Below are 19003 nucleotides of genomic sequence, written 5' to 3'. Positions count from 1 at the left end.
GGAGGATGTCAATCTAAATCCTGCCGCACTATCTTTGATCGGTGTCAAGCGGGGAATGGATAGGCATACGTTTCGATGCGCATGCAGTAGCTCATGAAACAAAGTGTGCATTGGAGTCGACTTCTCGTTTGGCAATAAAATGGAAACGTTCATTGACCCATTAATCATGTGGCAGTCGCACATTGCCAGTTCCTCTGGAGCCATCAGCGGATTGTAAGCCGCGTCCCTCGTTCGTATCTCAATCGGTTTTCCGATGACGGACTCTATTTCGCCCACCAATGTGGCTATTTGAGGGGGAAATGGTTGAAGAGACGGGTAGTCCATTTTATTGCTCCGCATAAAAATTGTTAACAATACCACTCCACCACAAACCCGCTTCGGCGGGTTTTTTCATTTCCACCACCTGAAAGGCATTCATGGCCATCGAAACAACCGCCGCTGGCGGCGCACTGATTAAAATTTTCGGCATCCCGGTCCTGGCCGGCGCTGCCGCAACCTCACTGGGATTCATGTTTATGTGGCCAAAAACTGCCAAGGAAGCGGGCGTGCGCTTCTTCGTCACCATTCTCTTTTCCGCCCTGATGGGCCCGGCCCTGGTCGTGGTCGTGCGCAACTGGATGCCTGGCCTGTTCGACAGCGCGCGCGCCGTCGCGGTGCTGTACGGCAGCGACCCGGCGCTGGGCTTCCTGTTCATCGCTGCGCCGCTGATGGTGGCCGCTGGCTTGCCCGCCTGGTGGGTGCTGGGCGCCACGGTGCGCTGGTTCGACAAGCGCCGCGACAAGGACATCGGCGAGCTGGCGCGCGATGCGGCCGCCGTCGTCAAGGACGTGCGGGGTGGCCTGTGAACCTGAGCCCACATTTCAGCCTGGCCGAACTGGTCGCCTCGCAGGTGGCCACCCGCAAGGGCATCGATAACGCCCCGGCGCCCGCCATCGTTGCTAACCTCACGCGCCTGGCTGCGCTGATCGAGCAGGTGCGCGCGCTGGTGGGCGCGCCCATCGCCATTTCCAGCGGCTACCGCTCGCCCGCCCTCAACAAGGCCGTGGGCGGCGCGGCCAATAGCGCCCACGTGCTGGGCCTGGCTGCCGATATCAGCACGGCCAAGCTGACGCCCAAGGCGCTGACCCTGCTGATCCGGCAAAGCGATATCGCCTTCGACCAGCTGATCTACGAGGGAACGTGGGTGCATATTGGCTTGTCGACGGGCGCGCCACGCCGCCAGGTCCTGACGGCCAAGTTTGCTGGCGGTGGCGTCAGCTACGTGGCGGGCATCGCATGAGCGCCCTGGGCACGCTGGCGGCTGGCGCCGTCAGCGGCATCTGGAAGGCGGCTGCCATCGTACTGGCCGCCGCGCTGCTGCTGGTGGCCAGCTCCACCGGCACGGGCTGGTGGCTGGCCGCCGGCGACCGTGATGCCGCGCGTGCTGCGCTGGTGCAGGAGCAGCGCGTCAGCGCTGTGTTGCGCGCGTCGATCGGCGAGCAAAACCGCGCCATCGATGGCATGGCCAAGGCAACCCTGGCGGCGCAGGAGCGCGGTGCGGCGGCGCAGGCGGCCGCCGCTGCCAAGGGCAAGAAGTATGACGCTGCCCTGGCGCAGATCGCGGGCGCGCGCGCCAATACCTGCGACGAAGCTATGCCGGCCGTCAGGCTGCTGCTGGAGGGCGTGCGATGAAATGGATGCTTGCATTGGTGCTGGCCGGCTGCGGCAGCGCACCGCTGGCGCCGCAGCGGGTCGAAGTTCCCGTCTTTACACCATGTGTAAAGTTGGTGCCGCAGCGGCCGGCCTATGAGTTCGACCAGCTGACGCCAGCGGCTACGGATGGCGAGATCGTCCTGGCGCTGGCGCGGGACTGGCCGCGCGGCCGAAAGTATGAAGTGGAACTGGAAGCAGTAATTGCGGGCTGCATTCAGCCAGATGAAAAAGCAGAGCGCTGATTGTCGCTGCATCAACAGCGGCAATCAGCCTCGGCACGCTGGCCAGGCCAATGAACCAAGTAGGCTCGTGCTACCTCGGGAAGGTAATTCGACTCTAACATTAGGAGGTTCACATTTTGGCTTTTCCCATCATCCCCTGGATCGGCGGCAAACGACGCCTGGCCGACCGCATCATCCCGCAATTTCCGCCACATACCTGCTACGTCGAGGTTTTCGCCGGCGGCGCCGCGCTTTACTTCATGCGGCCGCCGGCCGAGGTCGAGGTGCTGAATGACGTCAACGGCGAGCTGATCAACCTGTATCGCGTCGTGAAGTGCCACCTGGAGGAATTCGTGCGCCAATTCAAATGGGCGCTGTCGAGCCGCGAGGTGTTCAAGTGGCTGCAGGACACGCCACCGCACACCCTAACGGACCTACAGCGCGCGGCCCGTTTCTTCTACCTGCAGCAGCAGGCCTTCGGCGGTAAGGTCGACGGTCAGAGTTGGGGCACGGCGACCACCGCGCCGCCAATCAACTTGCTGCGCATCGAGGAGAACCTGTCAGCAGCGCACCTGCGCCTGTCCGGCGCCTACATCGAAAATCTGGACTGGTACAAGTGCATGGAGCGCTACGACCGGCCGCACACACTGTTTTACCTGGACCCGCCATACTGGGAGACGGCCGGGTATGGCGTGGAATTTGAATTTGCCCAGTACGAGAAGATGGCCGAGTTGATGGCCCGGCTGAAAGGTAAGGCCATCTTGAGCCTGAATGACCATCCGGACATCCGGCGTGTGTTTGCGCGCTTCCAGATGGATACAACCGGTATCCAGTACAACGTGGGCGGAGGTGGCAAGGGAGTCGAGCGTAAGGAGTTGATTATTTACAGCTGGGATAGGGCGGCTGAGCCGGCCGGGCTATTCTAAACAGCAATGAACGAAAGTCTACGGCGTTTGCGCTCGGCCTGATGCTGAGCGCATGCGCAAGACCGCCTTCTGTGCAGGTGCTGGACCTGCCGCGCCGGTCGATGCCGGTGGCGACGGAGGAGGCGCTGCGGCCGATCACGCCGGCGGGTTACTTCTTGACGCAGTGGCGCGAGATATTCAAGCCTTGATCTTGCAGAAGGAAGAGGTGGCCGCGACGGGGCGGGCGTACCAGGCGTTTGTGCGGGGAAATGGAACGGCAGAGTAGGTCGTCGATATTTCCATCTTTACACCATGTGTAAAGGCGGTGCCGCAGCGTCCGGCCTACGAATTCGACCAGCTGAAAATCGAGGCTAGCGACGGCGTGATGATTTTGCCTTTGGCGCGCGATTGGGTGAGTTCGCGGCCTTGCTCTTCGCAATTGGAAGTGCCACTACAGGGTTGCCACTGGACGCAGGTACAGCATGCTGCGATGCATCGCCATTAATAAATTCACGGACAACAAAAATTAGGCCAATGAAACCGCCAACAGTCAAAAATAGCCTGTTAGATTTTAGTGCCTCTTCAAAAATTGCGGTCGAAAAAGTTGCGCCGATCAAGAGGCAAAAAGGCACAAGAACTGTTCCATTCAAGAAGTCCAGAATGATGTTGTTCACTGTGAAGCATGAACCAGTTTTCCGAATCGCACGGCGAATCGGGCGCACCATGCAGCTAGCTATGGCGACACCAATGGTCGCCATATCAACTGGATTCCCGTCGAATTGAAACAAAACTTAGATGAGATGGGCGAACTTGATAGCCACAACAGCGCTAGCGCCAGCGACTCCACTTACCACTTCTTTTGCAGCGCTTGAGTCAACTCCAAAAATTGGAGCCAGAACACCGAAAAGAGCTGCACCAGCAATCGCGCCGGACAAGCAGAGGCGCACGAATGTGAGTTTTGACATTTTATTTTTCATGATTTCCCCCTCTTAAAAAATCGTAGGAGACTGAGAATTTATTGGTTAGTAGTAATTGTATAGGATTACCTAATACTGCGCTTAGTAAATTGCTAAATTACACTAATAGTGAATGGATAATGATTTTAATCAAGCGTCGTTGTCAGCCATTCGTCTAACACTACGCTGCCCGCTTCTCGTCCGCATATTCATGCAGCATAAGTTACGCCGCTACGCCCCGGATTGGCGTTACCGTTGCCGCAGCCGGCACCGTGGCGCAAAAGTTTGCCCACACCTGCATCAGCAAAATGCGCTTCTCCAGCAGATCGCCGCGGCGATACGCTGCCTCGACTTTATCCGGCAAGCTGTGCGCCAGCGCATGCTCGCAAACCTCGCGCGGGAACGAGTTTGCAACCGATTCCGAGCACCAGTCGCGGAACGTCGACCGGAAGCCGTGCACGGTGATATCGTGCCGATCCATTCTGCGCAGCACGGCCGTCAGGCTCATATCGGATAGGGGCGTGGCCTTTTTGCTCCCTGGGAAAACATGCTTCTCTACGCGCGGCATTTTCTTAAGCAGCGTGATCGCCTCGGCTGACAGTGGGATGCGGTGCTCCCGGCCGGCCTTCATCCGAACCGCCGGTATGGTCCACAGTGCGCAGTCCAGGTCTATTTCCTCCCACACCGCTCCCCGGACCTCGCCCGACCGGGCCGCAGTGAGGATCGCAAATTCCACGGCGCGCGCCGACATGCCTTCGCGCTGGCGCAGCTCTTTCACGAACCCGCCCACGTCCTGCCACGGCAGGGCAGGGTGGTGCTTCACCCTCCCAAGCTTGCTGGGATCCGCCAGCAGGTTATCCAGGTGGCCGCGCCATCTTGCCGGATTTTCGCCCATGCGGTACTTGCTGACGGTCGCCCAGTCCAGAATGCTCTCGATACGGCCGCGCAACCTGGTGGCCGTCTCCGTCTTTTCCTGCCAGATGGGACTCAGCACCTTGACGACCAGGCCGGTGTCGACGGCGGCCACGGGTAAGTCTCCGATAAAGGGCGCGGCGTAGGTCGCCAGCGTGTTTTCCCACTGCTCCGCGTGCTTGACGTTTTTCCAGCTGCCACGGTGCGCGGCGATGTAGGCGCTGGCGCATTGGTTGAACGTGATTGCCCGAGCGCGATCCAGCGCATCGGTCAGTTTGTCTGCAGCACGCGTTTCCAGTGGGTCTTTCCCTTCCAGCAGCAGTGCCCGGCAATCCCGCGCCTTGCCACGCGCCTCGGCCAGGGTTACAGTGTGCACGGCGCCAAGGCCCATCTCGCGCTGCTTGCGCTCGCGCGTATAGCGGAAGATCCAGCTCTTGGTGCCTGTCTTCGATACCTGCAAGTACAGACCTGCACCATCGCCAAAATACCCAGGCGTTTTTGCCCGACTCACTGTCAATGCCGTCAATTTTTCAACCGTCCGCGCCATCTCCTACCCCCATTCCTACCCACACATAGAGTGCGGATTCTACCGTACTCAAGCGACGCCAAGCGGACTAATTGGCAAAAATAACGCATGAATTCAAGGGCGTAGAGGCATCAAGCGACGTTTTGCGAACATCACTTTGGCGGACACCGTCTCCGCCAGAATCAAATAAAAAAGCCTCCCCTGCGGGAGGCTTTTTTATTTGTCTGGACGGAACGGTGGGATTCGAAGGGCTGGGCCGGCACGGCCCAGCCCTCTCCGAATCGCCCAACCACCGCGCTCCGCGCGGCACGTTGGCCACGCAGCGGCCAACGCCGTCCCCTCACTTCAGGCACTGGCGGCCAGCTCCCCTTCCACCTCATCCCAAATTCAAAAAACAACAAGTGACTTAGTGTGAGTATTGACTCTTTGTCATTATGGATAATAGCAATGTTACCAATAAAAAAATACGCATGCCCAGCCATGCTTCCATTGCCGAGTCCAATCAAGGAGTTGTCATGTCCTCTCGTCTTCCCCGCAGGTATGCGCTGCTGTGCCTGGCCGCCATGCCGTTTGCCTGCAGTAGCGCCTTCGCTGCGGAAACCAACGTCAATCTGAATCTCGACCTGAATCTGAAGGCCGTGCCCAACGTCGAGCTGCGGCTGCTGCAGGAGCCGCCGAAACTGAAGGCGCGCGCCAGGCCTGCCAACCGCGCGGCGAGCAGGCGCGACGAGTTTGAAAAGTCGTATGACATGTACATCCGCTATGCCAACGGCAGCATTTACAACCCGACCACGGCCAAGCATGACAAGGTGCGCCTGCGCTCCTACCAGCAAACGGACGGCCTGGCGCTCGATGGGCGCGACGAGCATGCCGCCACCTTCATGGCGCCCACCGTGGTGATGGCGCCGGGGCAGACCGTGCGCTTCAAGCTGCATAATCGCTTGAAGCCGCTGCCGGCCGAGCAGTGCGCGACCACCGATATCAATGCGGCGCGCCCGCGCGGCTGCTTCAACGACACCAATCTGCATTCGCACGGCCTGTGGGTGTCGCCTTCGGGCAATAGCGACAACGTGCTGATATCGATCAAGCCTGGTGTGGATTTCGAGTATGAATACAATATTCCCATCGACCATCCGGCCGGCACGTTCTGGTATCACCCGCACCAGCATGGCGCGACGGCGATGCAGGTCGCCAGCGGCATGGCCGGGGCGCTGGTGGTGGAAGGCGAGCGTTATCCGACGGCCACGGCGAATGGCGACCTCGACGTCGTGCTGAAACAATTCCAGCCCGATGATGGCAGCGGCAGTGCCGGAGAGGTGATGCTGCTGCAGCAAATTCCCTATGACTGCCCCAGCAACAGCCTGACGCCGGCCAAGCCGTGCGAAAAGGATGCGGTGGGCGTGCTGGAGGATTTCGATCAGGTCGAAGATCCGAATGCCTGGCTGAAGTCGGGCCGCTATACCTCCGTCAACGGCAAGGTGCAGCCGGTGCTGAAGATGAAGACGCAGCGCCTGTACCGCTGGCGCATGATCGACACGGGTTTCCAGGCAACCGTGGTGCTGCGCATCCGCCGCGCGAATGATCCGCAAAAGCTGTTCCAGGCGCTCAGCGTGGCCAACCAGGACAAGGACGTGATGGCGTTGTGCGATGGCGAGGACGTCACGCAGTTCGAGGTGGCCAGCGACGGCTTGACGCACGACAGGATCATCCCGAAGACGCTCAATTACCTGCAACCGGGCTACCGCAGCGATATCCTGTTTTCGCTGCCGAAAGCGGGCGCCTATTGCGTGTATGCGGAAACCAACGTCAACAATATGACGACCATGCATGACGTCAACAACACGCGCCTGATCGGCGTGATCGCCGCCAAGACCAACGCCAGGGCATCGGCCCGCGCCAGGGCGGGCGAGTCGCCGCGCGACTTCCTGCTGGCCGAGTTGCGCAATGCCGTCAAGAGCCTGCCCGGCGCCCAGTTGCCCGAGAGCGTCAAGAGCACCATCCTCGGCGACCTGAACGATGGCCTCAAGCTTGGCAAGTTCGTCCCGCATGCCAGCTTCAGCGAGGCGGCAAAGGAGGCGATGCGCGGCAAGACGAAAGAGTACGCGACCTTCAATATTGCCAAGGTGGACGGCAAGACCCGTTTCATGGTGGAAGGCAAGCCGGAAGACGCGCCGACACCCGAGATGAAGTACGTCTATGATCCGCACCGCGTCGACCACACGCTGGTGCTGGGCACCGAGCAGATGTGGGAGCTCGCTTCGAAGAATGGCAACCATCCCTTCCATATCCACGTCAATCCCTTCCAGATCATCGGCATCACCCGTACCGACGGTGGCACGGTCGATGCGCAGTACAAGGATCTGATCGGCACGTGGAAAGACACCTTGCTGGTGATGCAGGGCCACAAGATCGAGATTGCCACGCGTTATCAGCGCTACATCGGCGAATACGTGCTGCATTGCCACATCCTCGAGCATGAAGACCAGGGCATGATGCAAAACGTCAAGGTGGTGCTGCCGGATGGCAAGGGCGGTGGTGACTTGGGCGGACACGGCCACTGATCGTTCCTGGCGCAAGCGCGCCTGCCGCGCTTGCGCCCCTCCCAACCTGTCTCTGGAGCATCTGCCCATGTTACGCGTGAAAACCTTGACCTTTTCCCTGCTGGCTGGCCTGGCGTGCGCCGGCGCCCATGCCGACACGGGCGCGCTGGCTGTCGCCCGTTGCAGCCCCGCCTTGCTGGCCCAGGCGGAGCAGGGCGGCGCGCGCATCGTGCGCTACCGCAAGAATATCGATGAGCTTACTTCTGCCGAGCTTGATGCATTCAAGCATGCGGTGAGCGAGATGAAACGCAAGAGCCAGGAGAACGTGTATGACCGGCGCGGCTTTTTGTGGCAAGCCTGGGTGCACAACTGTCCGTCCGTCGATGTGTTCAATGACCGCCAGGCATCCCTGCCTGGTGAGGGCTTGAAGTGGCTGCTGAGCGACCCGTCGCGCAACAGTTGCGATGTCGCCTATTTCCTCGACCAGCCGCCGACGCAGGAAAATTCCCATCTGGAATTCCCGGGCGAGTGCGAACACCAGAAAAATACCTTCCTGCAATGGCACCGGGCGCAGCTGTATTTCTATGAGCAAGCCTTGCAGGCCGCCGACCCGAACGGCGAACGGGGCCCCAGCACGCGCAATGTCGCGCTGCCGTACTGGAATTTCACCCGCAAGCCCAGCGGCGTGCGCTATCCGAAAGCCTTCGAGGACGTCGATTCGCCGTTGTATGACTCGACCCGCATCAAGGGCAGCCTCGACAGTTCCATGGCCACCGCTTCGCCGAACTTGCTGGGCTACCAGATCTATTACATGGACTGGAACGATTTCGGCGGCGACGAGTATGGCAGCGGCGGCGGTGGCAACCTGGAAACGCGCATCCACAATCACATGCACGCCTTTTACATGGGCGGCAACATGGGCGACAACATCACGGCAGGGCTGGACCCGCTGTTTTACGCTTTCCATAATTTTCTCGATTACAGTTTTGAAAAATGGCTGGACGAGCATGGCGACAGCGGCATCCGGGGCAATGGCCGCAGCACCTTCCTGCGCAGCGAACAGGATGCCGGCCTGGCCAGGCCCGTCGGCTGGAATGCGGGCGATGGCGATCCCCAGCGCAGCGATTCGGGCAGCTATACGGCGAACATGGGGCAGGCCGGGATTTACTTCGACACCATCAGGCAAGGGTATGGCTTCCAGCCCACCTATGGCGGCGAGTTCGTGCGGAAAAAGGACTTGCAAGTGCTGATCGACCAGCGTCAGCAGGCCGGTTTCGCCTTTGGCGACAACCAGAAAAGCCTGTTCGCCGCCCTGTTGAGCGATGAGGCCAGCGATGGCACGGTCGCCCGGCCCGACATTGTCCTGAGCGGCAGCTATACCATCGCCAGGGCGCCGGTTGCCAGGGACAAGCGCGCCAACTTGCACCTGGATCGCGCCCATGCCATGGAAGACTACAGTTTCCAGGCCGATGTGTATCTGCACCCTGCGAACGTGGCCGCGCGGCTCGGCGACAAGCAGTTTCGCGACCGTTACCTGATCACCAGCACCAGCCACTGGGCCTTGTCCGGCACGCATGCGCACAAGGCTTACGCCATCGACGTCGATATCACCGGCATCGTCGACAGCCTGGTGCCCAAAAAGCGCGGCCAGACCTGGCGCATCACGACGGCCATTACCACCAATGACAAGGGGCGCGGCCTGATCCGGCAAAGCGATTTCTCCAAACCGTCGGTCGCCATCGTCGATCGCCGCTCGCCTTCCAGGCCCAGCTATGAAGGAGTGAAATGATGAGCGTGCCAAAAAGCTTCAAGCGCGATGTGCAAGGCCTGTTTTCCAAATATGTCGCCGATATGAACAAGGTCAAGCTGAACAACCCCTCGTCCTCGGGCGTGCGCCTGCTGCGCCTGAACGAGTATGCGAGCGTGAAGGATTTTTATTACCAGATCCAGGTGGCCCTGCATGGCTACGACTATGACGGCGCGAGCGGGACGTGGCGGGTAGGCGCGGCGCAGCGGCTGCCAAAACGGGACGGCAAGGCGGGCGAGTATGTGCAGTCCGCGCCCCATCCCATGCCGCCCGACGGGCCGATGCCGCAGGAAGGCATCGACATCTTCGACCAGTGGGTCCGGGACGGCATGCAGCCGTAAGTCCAGCAGCCTCGCGTGCCTGGCGGCACGGACATCTTCGATTACCAGGAGTTCAGCATGGCATACACCGCGTTAAGAATCCATCCGGCCATCGGCATCGCCCGTGTCGGCAACAGCGAAGAATATTATCTGGGCCCGGAAAGCATGGCGGGCATGGAGTTGCCCGGCAAGACCTGCACGGGAGGCTTGCCGATCCGCCCGGGCACGGAAGACACCACCATCCTCAGCACCGAACTGCGCGACGGCAGCGGGAAACTCAAGCGGCAGGCGGCCCGTTTCCGGATTTTTCAATATGCTTTCGATGACGCGGCGGGCACTGAAACGTACCCGCTCGGCAAGCAGGGCACGCCGGTCGAAGTGGCCATCGGCAGCATGGTCGATGGCAAGCGCGTCCAGGACATCGTGTGGACCGTGCACCTGGCCAACAAGAAAGCGAATAGCTGGCTGGGCGGCGACGGCGTCGCCCCCTTTGAACATGGCCGCGCGCCAGACTTGCGCAACAAGAACTTCATCGGCGATGAGCTGCAGCGCCGCGCACTGCTGATCATCGACGCGGGGCCGCGCACGCTACTGGCATCGCGCCAGGCGCTGCTGCAGTTTGACGCCGCCACCGAGCCGTCCTGCGTGGATGCCGCCAGCGGCGCCGTATGCGCCTTGCCCGACTATCCCGTGTCGTTTCCGCGTGGCGGGCCGCCTGGCGCGGATGGCCCTGGCGCCATCATCGCCTCCCTGGGCGCCATCACGACGGAAAACAATGGCCGCCTGCTGGTGCTGGGTGGCTATGGCAAGGCGTGCGGCTTCGATGCGCAAGGCAATTATTCGGCCAGTGCCAGCCTGGGCGACAATGTCAACAACGATCACTGGTTCGATGACGTGGCCGATGGTCCCGTCACGGCCAGCCTGGTGTTCGCCGACGGCAGCAGCCGCGCCGTCGAGGGCAGCGCCTGGGTGATCTCCAGCGACCCGTCGTATGCGCCGCAAACGGCCAGCGTGGTGTCGTTGTGGGACGACCTGTATTGCACCTGGCTGGAAAAGATGGCGCTGCGTCCCGCCATTTATGCGCAGGGCAGTTACCAGGCCGGCTACCGCTGCGATTTCAGCACCGATGTGCAGCCGATCCTGCGCGCCGCCGCGCTGCAGAAGTGGACCACCAGCCTGCCGCCGCGCGCGATCAAGGAGCACGACCGGTTGGGCAAGATGGCGGCCGACGGCTTGAAGGGCTACCGCATCATGAACTTCATCCGCGATCCGGACCAGCCGGAGCTGGCGACGGCGACGCCGCAAATGCCCTTGTCGCTCGGTGACGCGGGCAGCGGCCTGCTGACGCTGACGCGCGCGCAGTATTTTTTCATGAAGCAGTGGGCGCATGAGCACTATGTGCCGGCTGTCAGCGATGCCGTGCCGGGCCCCGGCGAGGCGCTGGACCGCACGGTGCTGTTCAACTGCCTGGGCGGCCGTTACAGTCCCGGTATCGAAATGAGTTTTATCGTGCGCGACCCCGGGCTGTATCAGCAGGCATGGCAGCGCCACGACAGCGGCGGACCGTTCCGCATCAACCGCGAGCGGCTCGATTACCGCAAGGCGCACAGGAATGCACCTTTTCTGACGGGCGGCTACACGCCGCTGCGCGGCGAGGCGGTGCAGCCGGGCGACCTGTCCAAGTTCATGGCCTTGCCGTGGCATACGGATTACAACTCGTGCGCCACGCATTTGCCGGAAGCGCCGCCCGAGCGCCAGCTGCTGAATAATCAGGACGCGATTGACGCGGCCACGGCGACCCCTGGCAATGGCATCAATACCTTGCTGTACTCGTCCTGGCCGGCGCAGCGGCCCGTGGCCGTCTACACCTACGACGACGTGGTGGCCAGCGGCACGGCTTTGCCGACGCCGCGCTTTTCCGTGCGGGGCAAGGGTACGCGGGCCGATGACGTCCCATCGACCACGCCCGCCGATGCGGAAATCGACCGGCCGGCCATGCATGTGGGGCGCTATCAGGATCGCGCGCAGTTCCTGCTGAACTGGCAGCGTATCGGGGTGGTGGTGCAAAGCACGGCCATCCCGCAGGCGCAGGGCAACCAGAACATCTGCCACGATTACTACCTGGAAGTCGAGAGCCTGTTCGACAGCGATGAAAGCAATCTGGTCGAATATTGGCGCAACACGGCCATCGACAAGGTGTACCGGCCGAAGCCGAAGCCCTGATGGCGGCGGCAGAACGCTCCGTAGCGGCAGCGCCATCGCGGCAGCGCTACCGGGTCGCCATCATCGGCGGCGGCCCGGCCGGCTGTGCCTGCGCGCTGGCGCTGGCCCGGCATGGCGTGCACGACGTGCTCGTCATCGAGGCGGGCGACTACACGCCGTTTCGCATCGGCGAGAGCATTCCGCCCGAAGCCAACCCCCTGTTCCAGGCGCTGGGCATTGCGCAGGAGTTCTTCGCCGAGGGGCACGCGCCTTGCCATGGCAGCTGTTCCTGGTGGGGCAGCGACAAGCGCGGCTACAACGATGCGCTGATGCATCCGCTGGGCCATGGCTGGCATCTGGAGCGTTCCCGCTTCAATGGCTTCCTGGCGCGGCAGGCGCGCTTGCGCGGGACGGAGGTGCTTGAGCGCGCCAGCCTGGCCGCGTCGGCCCCGGCACAAGGCGGCGGCTTTGCCCTGGAATTGATGCTGGGCGATCCGGCACACCCGCGCCAGGCCACTATGCATGCCGATCTGGTGGTCGACGCCAGCGGCACGCGCGCCGTCTTCGCACGCCAGCGCGGCAGCCGCAAGGTCGAAACGCTGCCGCTGGTATGCCTGGCCATGCGCTTCGCCGCGCCAGCTGGCACCCGCTCCGGCCTCACGCACCTGGAGGCGGTCGAACATGGCTGGTGGTATGGCGCCCATCTGCCCGATGCCACCTTGCTGCTGGCGTTCTACAGCGATGCCGCCACCGTCAAGGCGCGGCGCTTGCAGCAATCAGGCCACTGGCTGGCATGGCTGGCGGCCGCGCCCAACACGGCCGCGCTGGCCCGCGGCGCGGTGCCGCTGGCCGGCGGCGTGCAGAGTTTCCCCGCGCCGTCCTACTGCCTCGACCATCTGCATGGCGAAGGCTGGCTGGCCATCGGCGACGCCGCTTCGGCCTTCGATCCCGTCACCTCGCAAGGCATCGTCAAGGCGCTCGCCAATGGCATGGCGGCCGCTGGCGCCATCGCCGGCCACGCGACCCTGGGCGCGGTGGCGCACACGGTGGCGCTGCGCCATGCGCAGTACCTGGCGCAGCGCCAGCAATACTATGGCTGGGAGCAGCGCTGGCCCGCCGCGCCGTTCTGGCGCCAGTTGCACGCGGGCGCGCAGGCGCCGGCCTGATACCGCTACTCTGGCGCGCGGGCCGCTGCCGTGGCTTGCTTGTCGCACGTCGCCAGGCTGCCTGTGCATGCGGAAAACGCTTCCAGATAGGTGATGGTTTTCTCGTACTCCTCGATCAGATAGCGCAGCTGATATGCCACGTCGCCAGATTCCCCGGCGGCCTTGTCCCGTAGCCTGGAAATATCGTTCAAAAAGCGTTTTCTTCGCACCAGTTCCGCAGCCAGGCGCGCCTTGCGCTCGGCGGCCGGTGGCAGCGGATAGGGCTTGCCATGGATGGATTTGACGCCCTCAGGCGTCAGATCCAGGTCCTTGCCGGGGGGGCGAAATTCCACGCTCATTGTGCCATCCGCCCGCACCAGTATCAGCAGTTCGTCGGCGTCGCTGTTGGCTGGCAAGGTCATGGCCAGCACTTCAGGCCTGCCCTTGGGCAGCCAGCGATATTCGAGCTTGACCTCTAGCTGTGCCGAGGCCTGCGCCGGCAGGTAGAGGCAGCAGCTGGCGGCGCTGCTCATGTACGGGTTCAGGGGATCGGTATCGACAGCGTTGTGGGGATTGCCGACGGAACTGATGGCCACCTGAATCATGCGCGGGCTGTAGTTCAAGGTGCTGACCGATACCTTGCGCTCACCGGTGCCGGGCGTGTACGCGTGCCGGCCCCGCTCCCCGCGCTCGTCGTGGCCTGCCAGGAGCGGCCGGTGGAACAGGGGGGTAATGCCGAAGCTCGCGATATTGCTGATATAGCCGGTATCGGACGGGCCGACGCGCGAGTTGCTGTTGCCCGGCGTGTGGTAGAGGTAGCCGATCTCGTCCAGCGATAGCGCGCTGACCATGCGGCCCTGCTGAAACAGTGGTGGCGACGCATAGCTGTCGCTGTCGCCCATGACTTTGGCGTAGGTGGGGCCTGTCCATGGTCCGTGGCCGGTAAAACGCGCGAGCACCACGTACTCGCCCAGCAGCGGTTTGACTTTCAGGACATCCTTGGTCTCGCCGGTGACAGGGTCGATGATGGAATAAATGCCCGGAAAGGGATTGGTGGCGACACGCGACAGCGTGGGCAGGGCAAAACAGAGTCCGGCAAGCACGGCGATGCCGGTGGCGATGGCGGTGCTGGTAGCTTTCATGCGCCGGGGCCGCTTCCTTGCCTTCGGCACAACGCCACCAGGTCGGCCGGATAGAAGGGCGCGCCGCGATAGCTGCTGTCGTCGATGTCGAGCACGCAGGTGATGGCGGCCGCTTCCCAGGACCAGTAGCCCCAGAACGACGTGTCGCGCCGGTGACTGTCGTAATAGGGCTCGCGGCGGCTGGCCTCATACCATTGCTGCAGATAAGCCTGCATCAGCGCGGGACGGGCATCTTTTTGTGCCGCGAATATCGCCAGCGTATTGACGTAGGGCAACTGGCGCGTGCACGTTGGCCAGGCGGTATCTCTGCCGGCAACGAAGCCGGCCAGCAGCCGCTCCAGCAAGCCATCCTTTTCATGGTTGTTGAAATCGATGACGGGCGCCAGCCGGGGCAGCAAACTGCCCCAGCCCAGCAAAATGCCGAGGCAGACCATGCGGTTGACCTGCTCGTAGCCGTCGCCGGGCAGGGCGAAGTGGGGAAATCCCTGCTCGGCCGCGCCGGCCTGAGCGTCAAATGCCATGTCATGCCGGGCAAACGCCAGCCAGTAACCGAGTATCGTGGGATACGCGGCGCGCAACTCGTCGAGCGGGTGGCCGGCGCTGTAGGCGAGGGCGAGCTGGTCGACGCCATCCCAGGCCCGCTCACGCGTGGCCGTCATGAAATTTTCTGGTGGAATATGTTGCAGCACCTCCACCGGCTGTTGCAAACCGGCTTCTACCATGTCGTAGCACTCGTCCTGGCTTTCCTTGCTTTCAAGGTAGATGGCGTAGGACAGCCGCGCTTCCCTGCGCCTGGCCAAAAAATCCTGTTCGTTCAGCGTCTGCATCCTTGTCCCTTGCTGATTATGGCTGCGGCCATGCAACTTCACTGGTGTAGCGCTCTTCTTTGCGTAGTCGTCGCGCATAGTCGACCAGGTCCCTGGGGTACACCAGTTGCCCGGTCTGGCTATCGTCCAGATCGAGCAGGAAAACCGTCGCCCCCGCTTCGAATGCCCAGTAGCCATAGTAGCCGGCATAGCCTTCCTCGCTGATATTGAGATGCTCGTTGTACCAGCGCGGATGATGTTTCATGGCCGGATACCATTGTTTCAGGTATTTCTGGAGCAGGGCCAAGGTAGCTTCCTCATCCTCCTCATAGAACACTTGCAGCAGGGTGTCATAGGGCCTGGTGATGATGCAGGCGTCGAGTGCTAGTCCATCCGCCACATATCCGTCGATCAATTGCTCGAACAGGCCATCGCGGCCACGGTGGCTGCGCAGCACGTGGATGATGCGCAGTACCGAACGCTGATCGCGCAGCAGGATCGCAATGCTCAGCAGTTGCAAGGTGTCCTGATAGTCGGACAGGACGTAAAACTCTGGTGCTCCCTCATATTCGTAGGGGCCAAACTCTGGAAACTCAAGCGCCGCATCCTGCTGATAGAGTTGATCGACCGCATTCCATTCTTCAAACTTATCCACGATGCCCGCGATGCGCGGCGCCAGCGCATCGATGGACACACCCGCCGTGTAATCGAGCATCCAGAGCCAGAGCAGTTCCAGATACAAAAAATGATGAACGGAGGCATTCTCCTGCGTTGAGTCGGCGACTTTTTTGTTTTCCAGTCCTCCTGCAATCAGCGCAAATTGATTGTTGCGCGTTTTGGCATACAGTTCTTCATCCAGAAATTGCTGGCGGCGGCGCTCGGTGAATGGGCGATTGTTCATCCTGTCTGGCTGCCGTCGTGATCGACGCGTAACGACGCGCTTGCATGGAAAAATGCGGACATTGCCTGGAACTCCCTGTGCTGAGGTAAACGTATCGGCAGTTGATGTAATAACTTGTTTGCAAGATTACACACTAGAAATAGTGATCGAACAAGCGCGATTCAATTGAATCGTGTGCCAGAAAGAAATATACAAAATAGTTAATATGAGCGACTCGATGGCGTGCCGCAGGTGTTTTTCGGCCGTCATCGTCTTTTTACGTGAACAGGAGCAAGCATGAGCAAGATGAAATACGCGGCCGCTGCGGCGTTATGTGCCAGCCTGTCGCCCGCCATGGCGGCATCCACCCCGGCCGCGCCGCCGTTCCCGTTCCCGTTCCTTGACGTGCTCGTTTATCAGTACGCCAATTGCGTCAAGCCTGCGTATCATCAGGCCGACCTGCTGTTGCAGGACGGGACGGGGCGCTACCAGATCGACGTCAAGGGCGAGGCCTACACGGTCGAATTGCAGGAACGCATGGGCTTTTCGCTGCAAGCGGGCATAGGCGGTCCCGTGGCGGCCGTCGTCAAGCTGGATCGGCCTCCCAAGGGGCAATTCGAGGAGCAGGCACGCTGGCGCGAGCGCTGGCTGCGCGATGTGGCCGAGCGCAGCGGCGTGGCGCTGGACGAGCGTGTGCTTGCGGGCGGCGCGCGTCTGCTGGCCGTGAACAAGGGCGAGATCAAGGGGAACTATGTGGGCCAGTCACTGCTGATCGATCCGGCACGGCAGTTGTTCATCGATATGGCGTGGCCGAATACGCTGGGCATCTATCGTGGCCCCGATGGCTTGCGGCATGTGCGCGCAGTGCAGGATGACGTCTGGCAGCGCCTGCTGTCTTGCCCGCCGACTACGTGACGCTGGCCACCGCATACCCCTGCTGCGCGCATGTGCATGCGCAAATAATAATGATTCTCATTTATAATGCGGGCAATGGGGGGTAGCATGGGCTGGCGCCATGGCGCCACGGGTGGTGAAGGAGGGCATGATGGGTAGTAGGCATGGCAACGAGGACGCGATCGCGCATGAGCATCGCGTGCTGATGGGCGAATATGGGCGGGCGCAGGCGCGTTGCAGTGCGCAACTGGCCGCGCAGGCGGCGCGCATCGCACAGCTGGAGTCGGAATTGATGCGCGCGCGGGCGCAAGTCGTGATCCGCGATACGCGGCTGGCGCTGGTGCGCGACGAACTGGCCGAGCTGGTGGCCAGCGTGCCGGGCTTGCCGACGCGCGCCCGGCTGGCGCGCAAGGTCGAGTGGCTTGGCGAGCGCGTGCAGGACTTGATGCGCGAGTTGCTGCGTCTGCAGTGGCTGCCCGCGCCAGGCTTGCAGGCCGACGTGCGTGAAAAAGCCGTGCTGTATGTGGGCAGCTATTTGACCCAGGATGCTGGCCAGGCTGCGGACGGCGCGCTGATGGCGCAGCAGGCCGTCGAGCAGGCCGGCGGGCGCTTCCTGCACCATGCGGGCGGCGACGATGGCGCCGACGATGTGGCGGCGCTGGAGGCGGGCCTGGTGGCGGCCGACCTGGTGATTTGCCAGACGGGCTGCGTCAGCCACGATGCCTACTGGCGCGTGCATGACCATTGCAAGCGCACGGGCAAGCAGTGCGTGCTGGTGGACCAGCCGCAAGCCATGCATTTCGTGCGCAAGGAAGCGCTGGCCGCTTCTTGACGCCGGATTAATGCATGCTTAATCCGCATGGGCCACAATGGCCGTCCATTCGACGTGATAGAGAGCGCCCATGCTGTCCCTGCAAATCGGCCCCCTGGCTTTGCCCACGGGCCTGGTCCTGCTGTTCGTTTCCCTGTGCGTCGCCTACGGCGTGGCGTGGTGGCTGCGGCGCTACCGCCAGCTGCCCGACGCCGGCCCCCTCGTTTCCGACCTGCTGATCGCCGGCCTGCTGGCGGCGCGCCTGGCATTCGTGCTGCGCTGGCATGAACAATACTTCGCGGCGCCCTGGTCCATTTTGAATATCCGCGACGGCGGCTTCCTGGCGCCGGCCGGCATCGCCGCCGCGCTGGCCATCGCCGCGTGGCGCTGCCGGCGTCCCGCCATGGCGGCCATGCGCCGGCCCCTGGCCATCAGCGTGGCGTCCGGCGCGCTGGCCTGGGGCGTGTTGAGCGCAGGGATGGGGCTGGCGTATGAGCAGCCGACGGCCTTGCCGGCCGTGGCCCTGCAGACGCTAGCCGGCGCGCCGACGACCCTGGCGACGCTGGCCGGTGGTAAACCCATGGTGGTCAACCTGTGGGCCAGCTGGTGCCCGCCATGCCGGCGCGAGATGCCCGTGCTGGCCGCCGCGCAGCAGGCGCGCGCCGATATCGTCTTCGTGTACGCGAACCAGCGCGAGGATGCGGCGGCGGCCAGTGCCTTCCTGGACAGCAGCGGCGTCACCCTGCGCAATGTGGTGCTCGACAGCGCGGCGGCGCTGGGCAAGGCAGCCGGTTCCTCGGCCTTGCCCACCACCTTGTTTTATGACGCGCAGGGGCGATTGGTCGATACCCACCTGGGCGAATTGTCCGATGCCTCGCTGGCCAGCAAGCTGCAAAAGATCGCGCCGTCCGGTTCTCTCTGATAGTATACCCCCCTATAGTATTGATCGAGGTGGAATCATGGGACACACGGCGCATAACAAGACCAGGCTGCTCAATCGCGTGAAGCGCATTCGCGGCCAGGTGGAAGGCCTGGAGCGGGGCCTGGAAGAGGGCCGCGACTGCGGCGAAGTGCTGCAGCTGATCGCCGCCGTGCGCGGCGCCGTGAATGGCCTGATGGCCGAAGTGATCGAAGAGCACTTGCGCGAGCACGTGGCCAGTCCCGACCTTGCCAGCGACGAGCGTACCAGGGGCGCCGACGACATCGCGGGCATCCTGCGCACCTACCTCAAATAAGGAGATCGT

Annotated in this window: 22 protein-coding genes; 14 read left to right on the top strand and 8 right to left on the bottom strand. The window is 62.4% G+C overall.

Going from position 1 to position 19003, the window contains the following annotated elements; genetic code table 11:
• Both O0882_RS15065 and O0882_RS15060 read right to left on the bottom strand, forming a co-directional pair.
• Positions 1-324, bottom strand: a 324-nt coding sequence (locus tag O0882_RS15065; RefSeq protein WP_289949191.1) for a hypothetical protein, incomplete at its 3' end; no start/stop codon positions are given.
• Between the two features lies 1 nt (position 325).
• A complete protein-coding gene (locus O0882_RS15060; protein ID WP_289949189.1) occupies positions 326-511 on the bottom strand; it encodes a hypothetical protein in 186 nt (61 codons plus the stop codon).
• A gap of 4 nt (positions 512-515) precedes the next feature.
• Between O0882_RS15060 and O0882_RS15055 the strand changes: the two genes are divergently transcribed.
• The 5 genes from O0882_RS15055 to O0882_RS15035 all read left to right on the top strand — a co-directional run bounded on the left by O0882_RS15055 (position 516) and on the right by O0882_RS15035 (position 2839).
• Entirely contained in the window at positions 516-845 is a 330-nt protein-coding gene (locus O0882_RS15055) for a hypothetical protein (protein ID WP_227742029.1), read from the top strand.
• Positions 842-1279 (top strand): D-Ala-D-Ala carboxypeptidase family metallohydrolase, encoded by a 438-nt coding sequence (locus O0882_RS15050; protein ID WP_289949187.1) that lies wholly within the window; start codon positions 842-844, stop codon positions 1277-1279. Before O0882_RS15055 ends, O0882_RS15050 begins: the two co-directional genes overlap by 4 nt.
• A complete protein-coding gene (locus tag O0882_RS15045) occupies positions 1276-1671 on the top strand; it encodes a hypothetical protein (protein WP_289949185.1) in 396 nt (131 codons plus the stop codon). The genes O0882_RS15050 and O0882_RS15045 overlap by 4 nt, the downstream gene beginning before the upstream one ends.
• Positions 1668-1934 carry a hypothetical protein gene (locus O0882_RS15040; RefSeq protein ID WP_289949184.1) on the top strand — a complete coding sequence of 89 codons (267 nt, stop codon included), beginning with the start codon at positions 1668-1670 and terminating at the stop codon, positions 1932-1934. The genes O0882_RS15045 and O0882_RS15040 overlap by 4 nt, the downstream gene beginning before the upstream one ends.
• Positions 1935-2050: 116 nt before the next feature.
• On the top strand, positions 2051-2839 hold the full coding sequence (locus tag O0882_RS15035) for a DNA adenine methylase (RefSeq protein ID WP_289949182.1): 789 nt from the start codon (positions 2051-2053) through the stop codon (positions 2837-2839).
• A 350-nt stretch (positions 2840-3189) separates the two neighbouring features.
• On the opposite strand, the gene O0882_RS15030 is transcribed toward O0882_RS15035, so the two are convergent.
• From O0882_RS15030 to O0882_RS15020, 3 genes are all read right to left on the bottom strand, one after another.
• The gene (locus tag O0882_RS15030; protein ID WP_289949181.1) at positions 3190-3576 is read right to left on the bottom strand and encodes a hypothetical protein; all 387 of its coding nucleotides are present in this window, start codon (positions 3574-3576) and stop codon (positions 3190-3192) included.
• A 33-nt stretch (positions 3577-3609) separates the two neighbouring features.
• Complete coding sequence (locus O0882_RS15025; protein ID WP_289949178.1) at positions 3610-3795, bottom strand: hypothetical protein; 186 nt, start codon at positions 3793-3795, stop codon at positions 3610-3612.
• Positions 3796-3997: 202 nt separating this feature from the next.
• A complete protein-coding gene (locus O0882_RS15020) occupies positions 3998-5233 on the bottom strand; it encodes a site-specific integrase (protein WP_289949176.1) in 1236 nt (411 codons plus the stop codon).
• Between the two features lie 494 nt (positions 5234-5727).
• Here O0882_RS15020 and O0882_RS15015 point away from each other — a divergent pair, with 494 nt between their 5' ends.
• The 5 genes from O0882_RS15015 (at position 5728) to O0882_RS14995 (ending at position 13247) form a co-directional block, all read left to right on the top strand.
• The gene (locus tag O0882_RS15015; RefSeq protein ID WP_289949174.1) at positions 5728-7773 is read left to right on the top strand and encodes a multicopper oxidase family protein; all 2046 of its coding nucleotides are present in this window, start codon (positions 5728-5730) and stop codon (positions 7771-7773) included.
• Positions 7774-7840: 67 nt separating this feature from the next.
• Positions 7841-9541 carry a tyrosinase family protein gene (locus O0882_RS15010; RefSeq protein WP_289949172.1) on the top strand — a complete coding sequence of 567 codons (1701 nt, stop codon included), beginning with the start codon at positions 7841-7843 and terminating at the stop codon, positions 9539-9541.
• Positions 9541-9900 carry a hypothetical protein gene (locus tag O0882_RS15005; RefSeq protein ID WP_289949170.1) on the top strand — a complete coding sequence of 120 codons (360 nt, stop codon included), beginning with the start codon at positions 9541-9543 and terminating at the stop codon, positions 9898-9900. The genes O0882_RS15010 and O0882_RS15005 overlap by 1 nt, the downstream gene beginning before the upstream one ends.
• Positions 9901-9957: 57 nt before the next feature.
• Positions 9958-12102 (top strand): LodA/GoxA family CTQ-dependent oxidase, encoded by a 2145-nt coding sequence (locus O0882_RS15000; protein ID WP_289949168.1) that lies wholly within the window; start codon positions 9958-9960, stop codon positions 12100-12102.
• Entirely contained in the window at positions 12102-13247 is a 1146-nt protein-coding gene (locus O0882_RS14995) for an FAD-dependent oxidoreductase (protein WP_289949166.1), read from the top strand. The genes O0882_RS15000 and O0882_RS14995 overlap by 1 nt, the downstream gene beginning before the upstream one ends.
• A gap of 5 nt (positions 13248-13252) precedes the next feature.
• On the opposite strand, the gene O0882_RS14990 is transcribed toward O0882_RS14995, so the two are convergent.
• The 3 genes from O0882_RS14990 to O0882_RS14980 are packed head-to-tail and all read right to left on the bottom strand — an operon-like array spanning position 13253 to position 16075.
• The gene (locus tag O0882_RS14990) at positions 13253-14368 is read right to left on the bottom strand and encodes a hypothetical protein (protein ID WP_289949165.1); all 1116 of its coding nucleotides are present in this window, start codon (positions 14366-14368) and stop codon (positions 13253-13255) included.
• On the bottom strand, positions 14365-15195 hold the full coding sequence (locus O0882_RS14985; RefSeq protein ID WP_289949162.1) for a PoNe immunity protein domain-containing protein: 831 nt from the start codon (positions 15193-15195) through the stop codon (positions 14365-14367). Before O0882_RS14985 ends, O0882_RS14990 begins: the two co-directional genes overlap by 4 nt.
• A gap of 16 nt (positions 15196-15211) precedes the next feature.
• Positions 15212-16075 carry a PoNe immunity protein domain-containing protein gene (locus O0882_RS14980; RefSeq protein WP_289949160.1) on the bottom strand — a complete coding sequence of 288 codons (864 nt, stop codon included), beginning with the start codon at positions 16073-16075 and terminating at the stop codon, positions 15212-15214.
• Between the two features lie 276 nt (positions 16076-16351).
• Here O0882_RS14980 and O0882_RS14975 point away from each other — a divergent pair, with 276 nt between their 5' ends.
• The 4 genes from O0882_RS14975 to O0882_RS14960 all read left to right on the top strand — a co-directional run bounded on the left by O0882_RS14975 (position 16352) and on the right by O0882_RS14960 (position 18994).
• A complete protein-coding gene (locus O0882_RS14975; RefSeq protein ID WP_289949159.1) occupies positions 16352-16969 on the top strand; it encodes a hypothetical protein in 618 nt (205 codons plus the stop codon).
• Between the two features lie 271 nt (positions 16970-17240).
• Positions 17241-17780 carry a DUF2325 domain-containing protein gene (locus O0882_RS14970; protein WP_289949221.1) on the top strand — a complete coding sequence of 180 codons (540 nt, stop codon included), beginning with the start codon at positions 17241-17243 and terminating at the stop codon, positions 17778-17780.
• Positions 17781-17850: 70 nt separating this feature from the next.
• Positions 17851-18681, top strand: coding sequence for a TlpA disulfide reductase family protein (locus O0882_RS14965; protein ID WP_289949158.1), 831 nt, complete (start codon positions 17851-17853; stop codon positions 18679-18681).
• 37 nt (positions 18682-18718) lie between these two features.
• A complete protein-coding gene (locus O0882_RS14960) occupies positions 18719-18994 on the top strand; it encodes a metal/formaldehyde-sensitive transcriptional repressor (protein WP_289949156.1) in 276 nt (91 codons plus the stop codon).
• Positions 18995-19003 lie beyond the last annotated feature (9 nt).

This window comes from Janthinobacterium sp. SUN073 (assembly GCF_030397665.1).
Lineage (GTDB): Bacteria > Pseudomonadota > Gammaproteobacteria > Burkholderiales > Burkholderiaceae_D > Janthinobacterium.
The sequence above is the reverse complement of the archived record's forward strand: the minus strand, read 5'-3'. Positions and strand labels throughout refer to the sequence as shown.

What these genes read in the sequence shown, in the direction of transcription:
- O0882_RS15060 (WP_289949189.1), bottom strand. Translation starts at nt 511, where the DNA reads ATGAATCCCAGTGAGGTTGCGGCAGCGCCGGCCAGGACCGGGATGCCG.
- O0882_RS15055 (WP_227742029.1), top strand. Translation starts at nt 516, where the DNA reads ATGTGGCCAAAAACTGCCAAGGAAGCGGGCGTGCGCTTCTTCGTCACC.
- O0882_RS15045 (WP_289949185.1), top strand. Translation starts at nt 1,276, where the DNA reads ATGAGCGCCCTGGGCACGCTGGCGGCTGGCGCCGTCAGCGGCATCTGG.
- O0882_RS15040 (WP_289949184.1), top strand. Translation starts at nt 1,668, where the DNA reads ATGAAATGGATGCTTGCATTGGTGCTGGCCGGCTGCGGCAGCGCACCG.
- O0882_RS15030 (WP_289949181.1), bottom strand. Translation starts at nt 3,576, where the DNA reads ATGGCGACCATTGGTGTCGCCATAGCTAGCTGCATGGTGCGCCCGATT.
- O0882_RS15025 (WP_289949178.1), bottom strand. Translation starts at nt 3,795, where the DNA reads ATGAAAAATAAAATGTCAAAACTCACATTCGTGCGCCTCTGCTTGTCC.
- O0882_RS15020 (WP_289949176.1), bottom strand. Translation starts at nt 5,233, where the DNA reads ATGGCGCGGACGGTTGAAAAATTGACGGCATTGACAGTGAGTCGGGCA.
- O0882_RS15015 (WP_289949174.1), top strand. Translation starts at nt 5,728, where the DNA reads ATGTCCTCTCGTCTTCCCCGCAGGTATGCGCTGCTGTGCCTGGCCGCC.
- O0882_RS15010 (WP_289949172.1), top strand. Translation starts at nt 7,841, where the DNA reads ATGTTACGCGTGAAAACCTTGACCTTTTCCCTGCTGGCTGGCCTGGCG.
- O0882_RS15005 (WP_289949170.1), top strand. Translation starts at nt 9,541, where the DNA reads ATGAGCGTGCCAAAAAGCTTCAAGCGCGATGTGCAAGGCCTGTTTTCC.
- O0882_RS15000 (WP_289949168.1), top strand. Translation starts at nt 9,958, where the DNA reads ATGGCATACACCGCGTTAAGAATCCATCCGGCCATCGGCATCGCCCGT.
- O0882_RS14995 (WP_289949166.1), top strand. Translation starts at nt 12,102, where the DNA reads ATGGCGGCGGCAGAACGCTCCGTAGCGGCAGCGCCATCGCGGCAGCGC.
- O0882_RS14990 (WP_289949165.1), bottom strand. Translation starts at nt 14,368, where the DNA reads ATGAAAGCTACCAGCACCGCCATCGCCACCGGCATCGCCGTGCTTGCC.
- O0882_RS14985 (WP_289949162.1), bottom strand. Translation starts at nt 15,195, where the DNA reads ATGCAGACGCTGAACGAACAGGATTTTTTGGCCAGGCGCAGGGAAGCG.
- O0882_RS14980 (WP_289949160.1), bottom strand. Translation starts at nt 16,075, where the DNA reads ATGAACAATCGCCCATTCACCGAGCGCCGCCGCCAGCAATTTCTGGAT.
- O0882_RS14975 (WP_289949159.1), top strand. Translation starts at nt 16,352, where the DNA reads ATGAGCAAGATGAAATACGCGGCCGCTGCGGCGTTATGTGCCAGCCTG.
- O0882_RS14970 (WP_289949221.1), top strand. Translation starts at nt 17,241, where the DNA reads ATGCGCGCGCGGGCGCAAGTCGTGATCCGCGATACGCGGCTGGCGCTG.
- O0882_RS14965 (WP_289949158.1), top strand. Translation starts at nt 17,851, where the DNA reads ATGCTGTCCCTGCAAATCGGCCCCCTGGCTTTGCCCACGGGCCTGGTC.
- O0882_RS14960 (WP_289949156.1), top strand. Translation starts at nt 18,719, where the DNA reads ATGGGACACACGGCGCATAACAAGACCAGGCTGCTCAATCGCGTGAAG.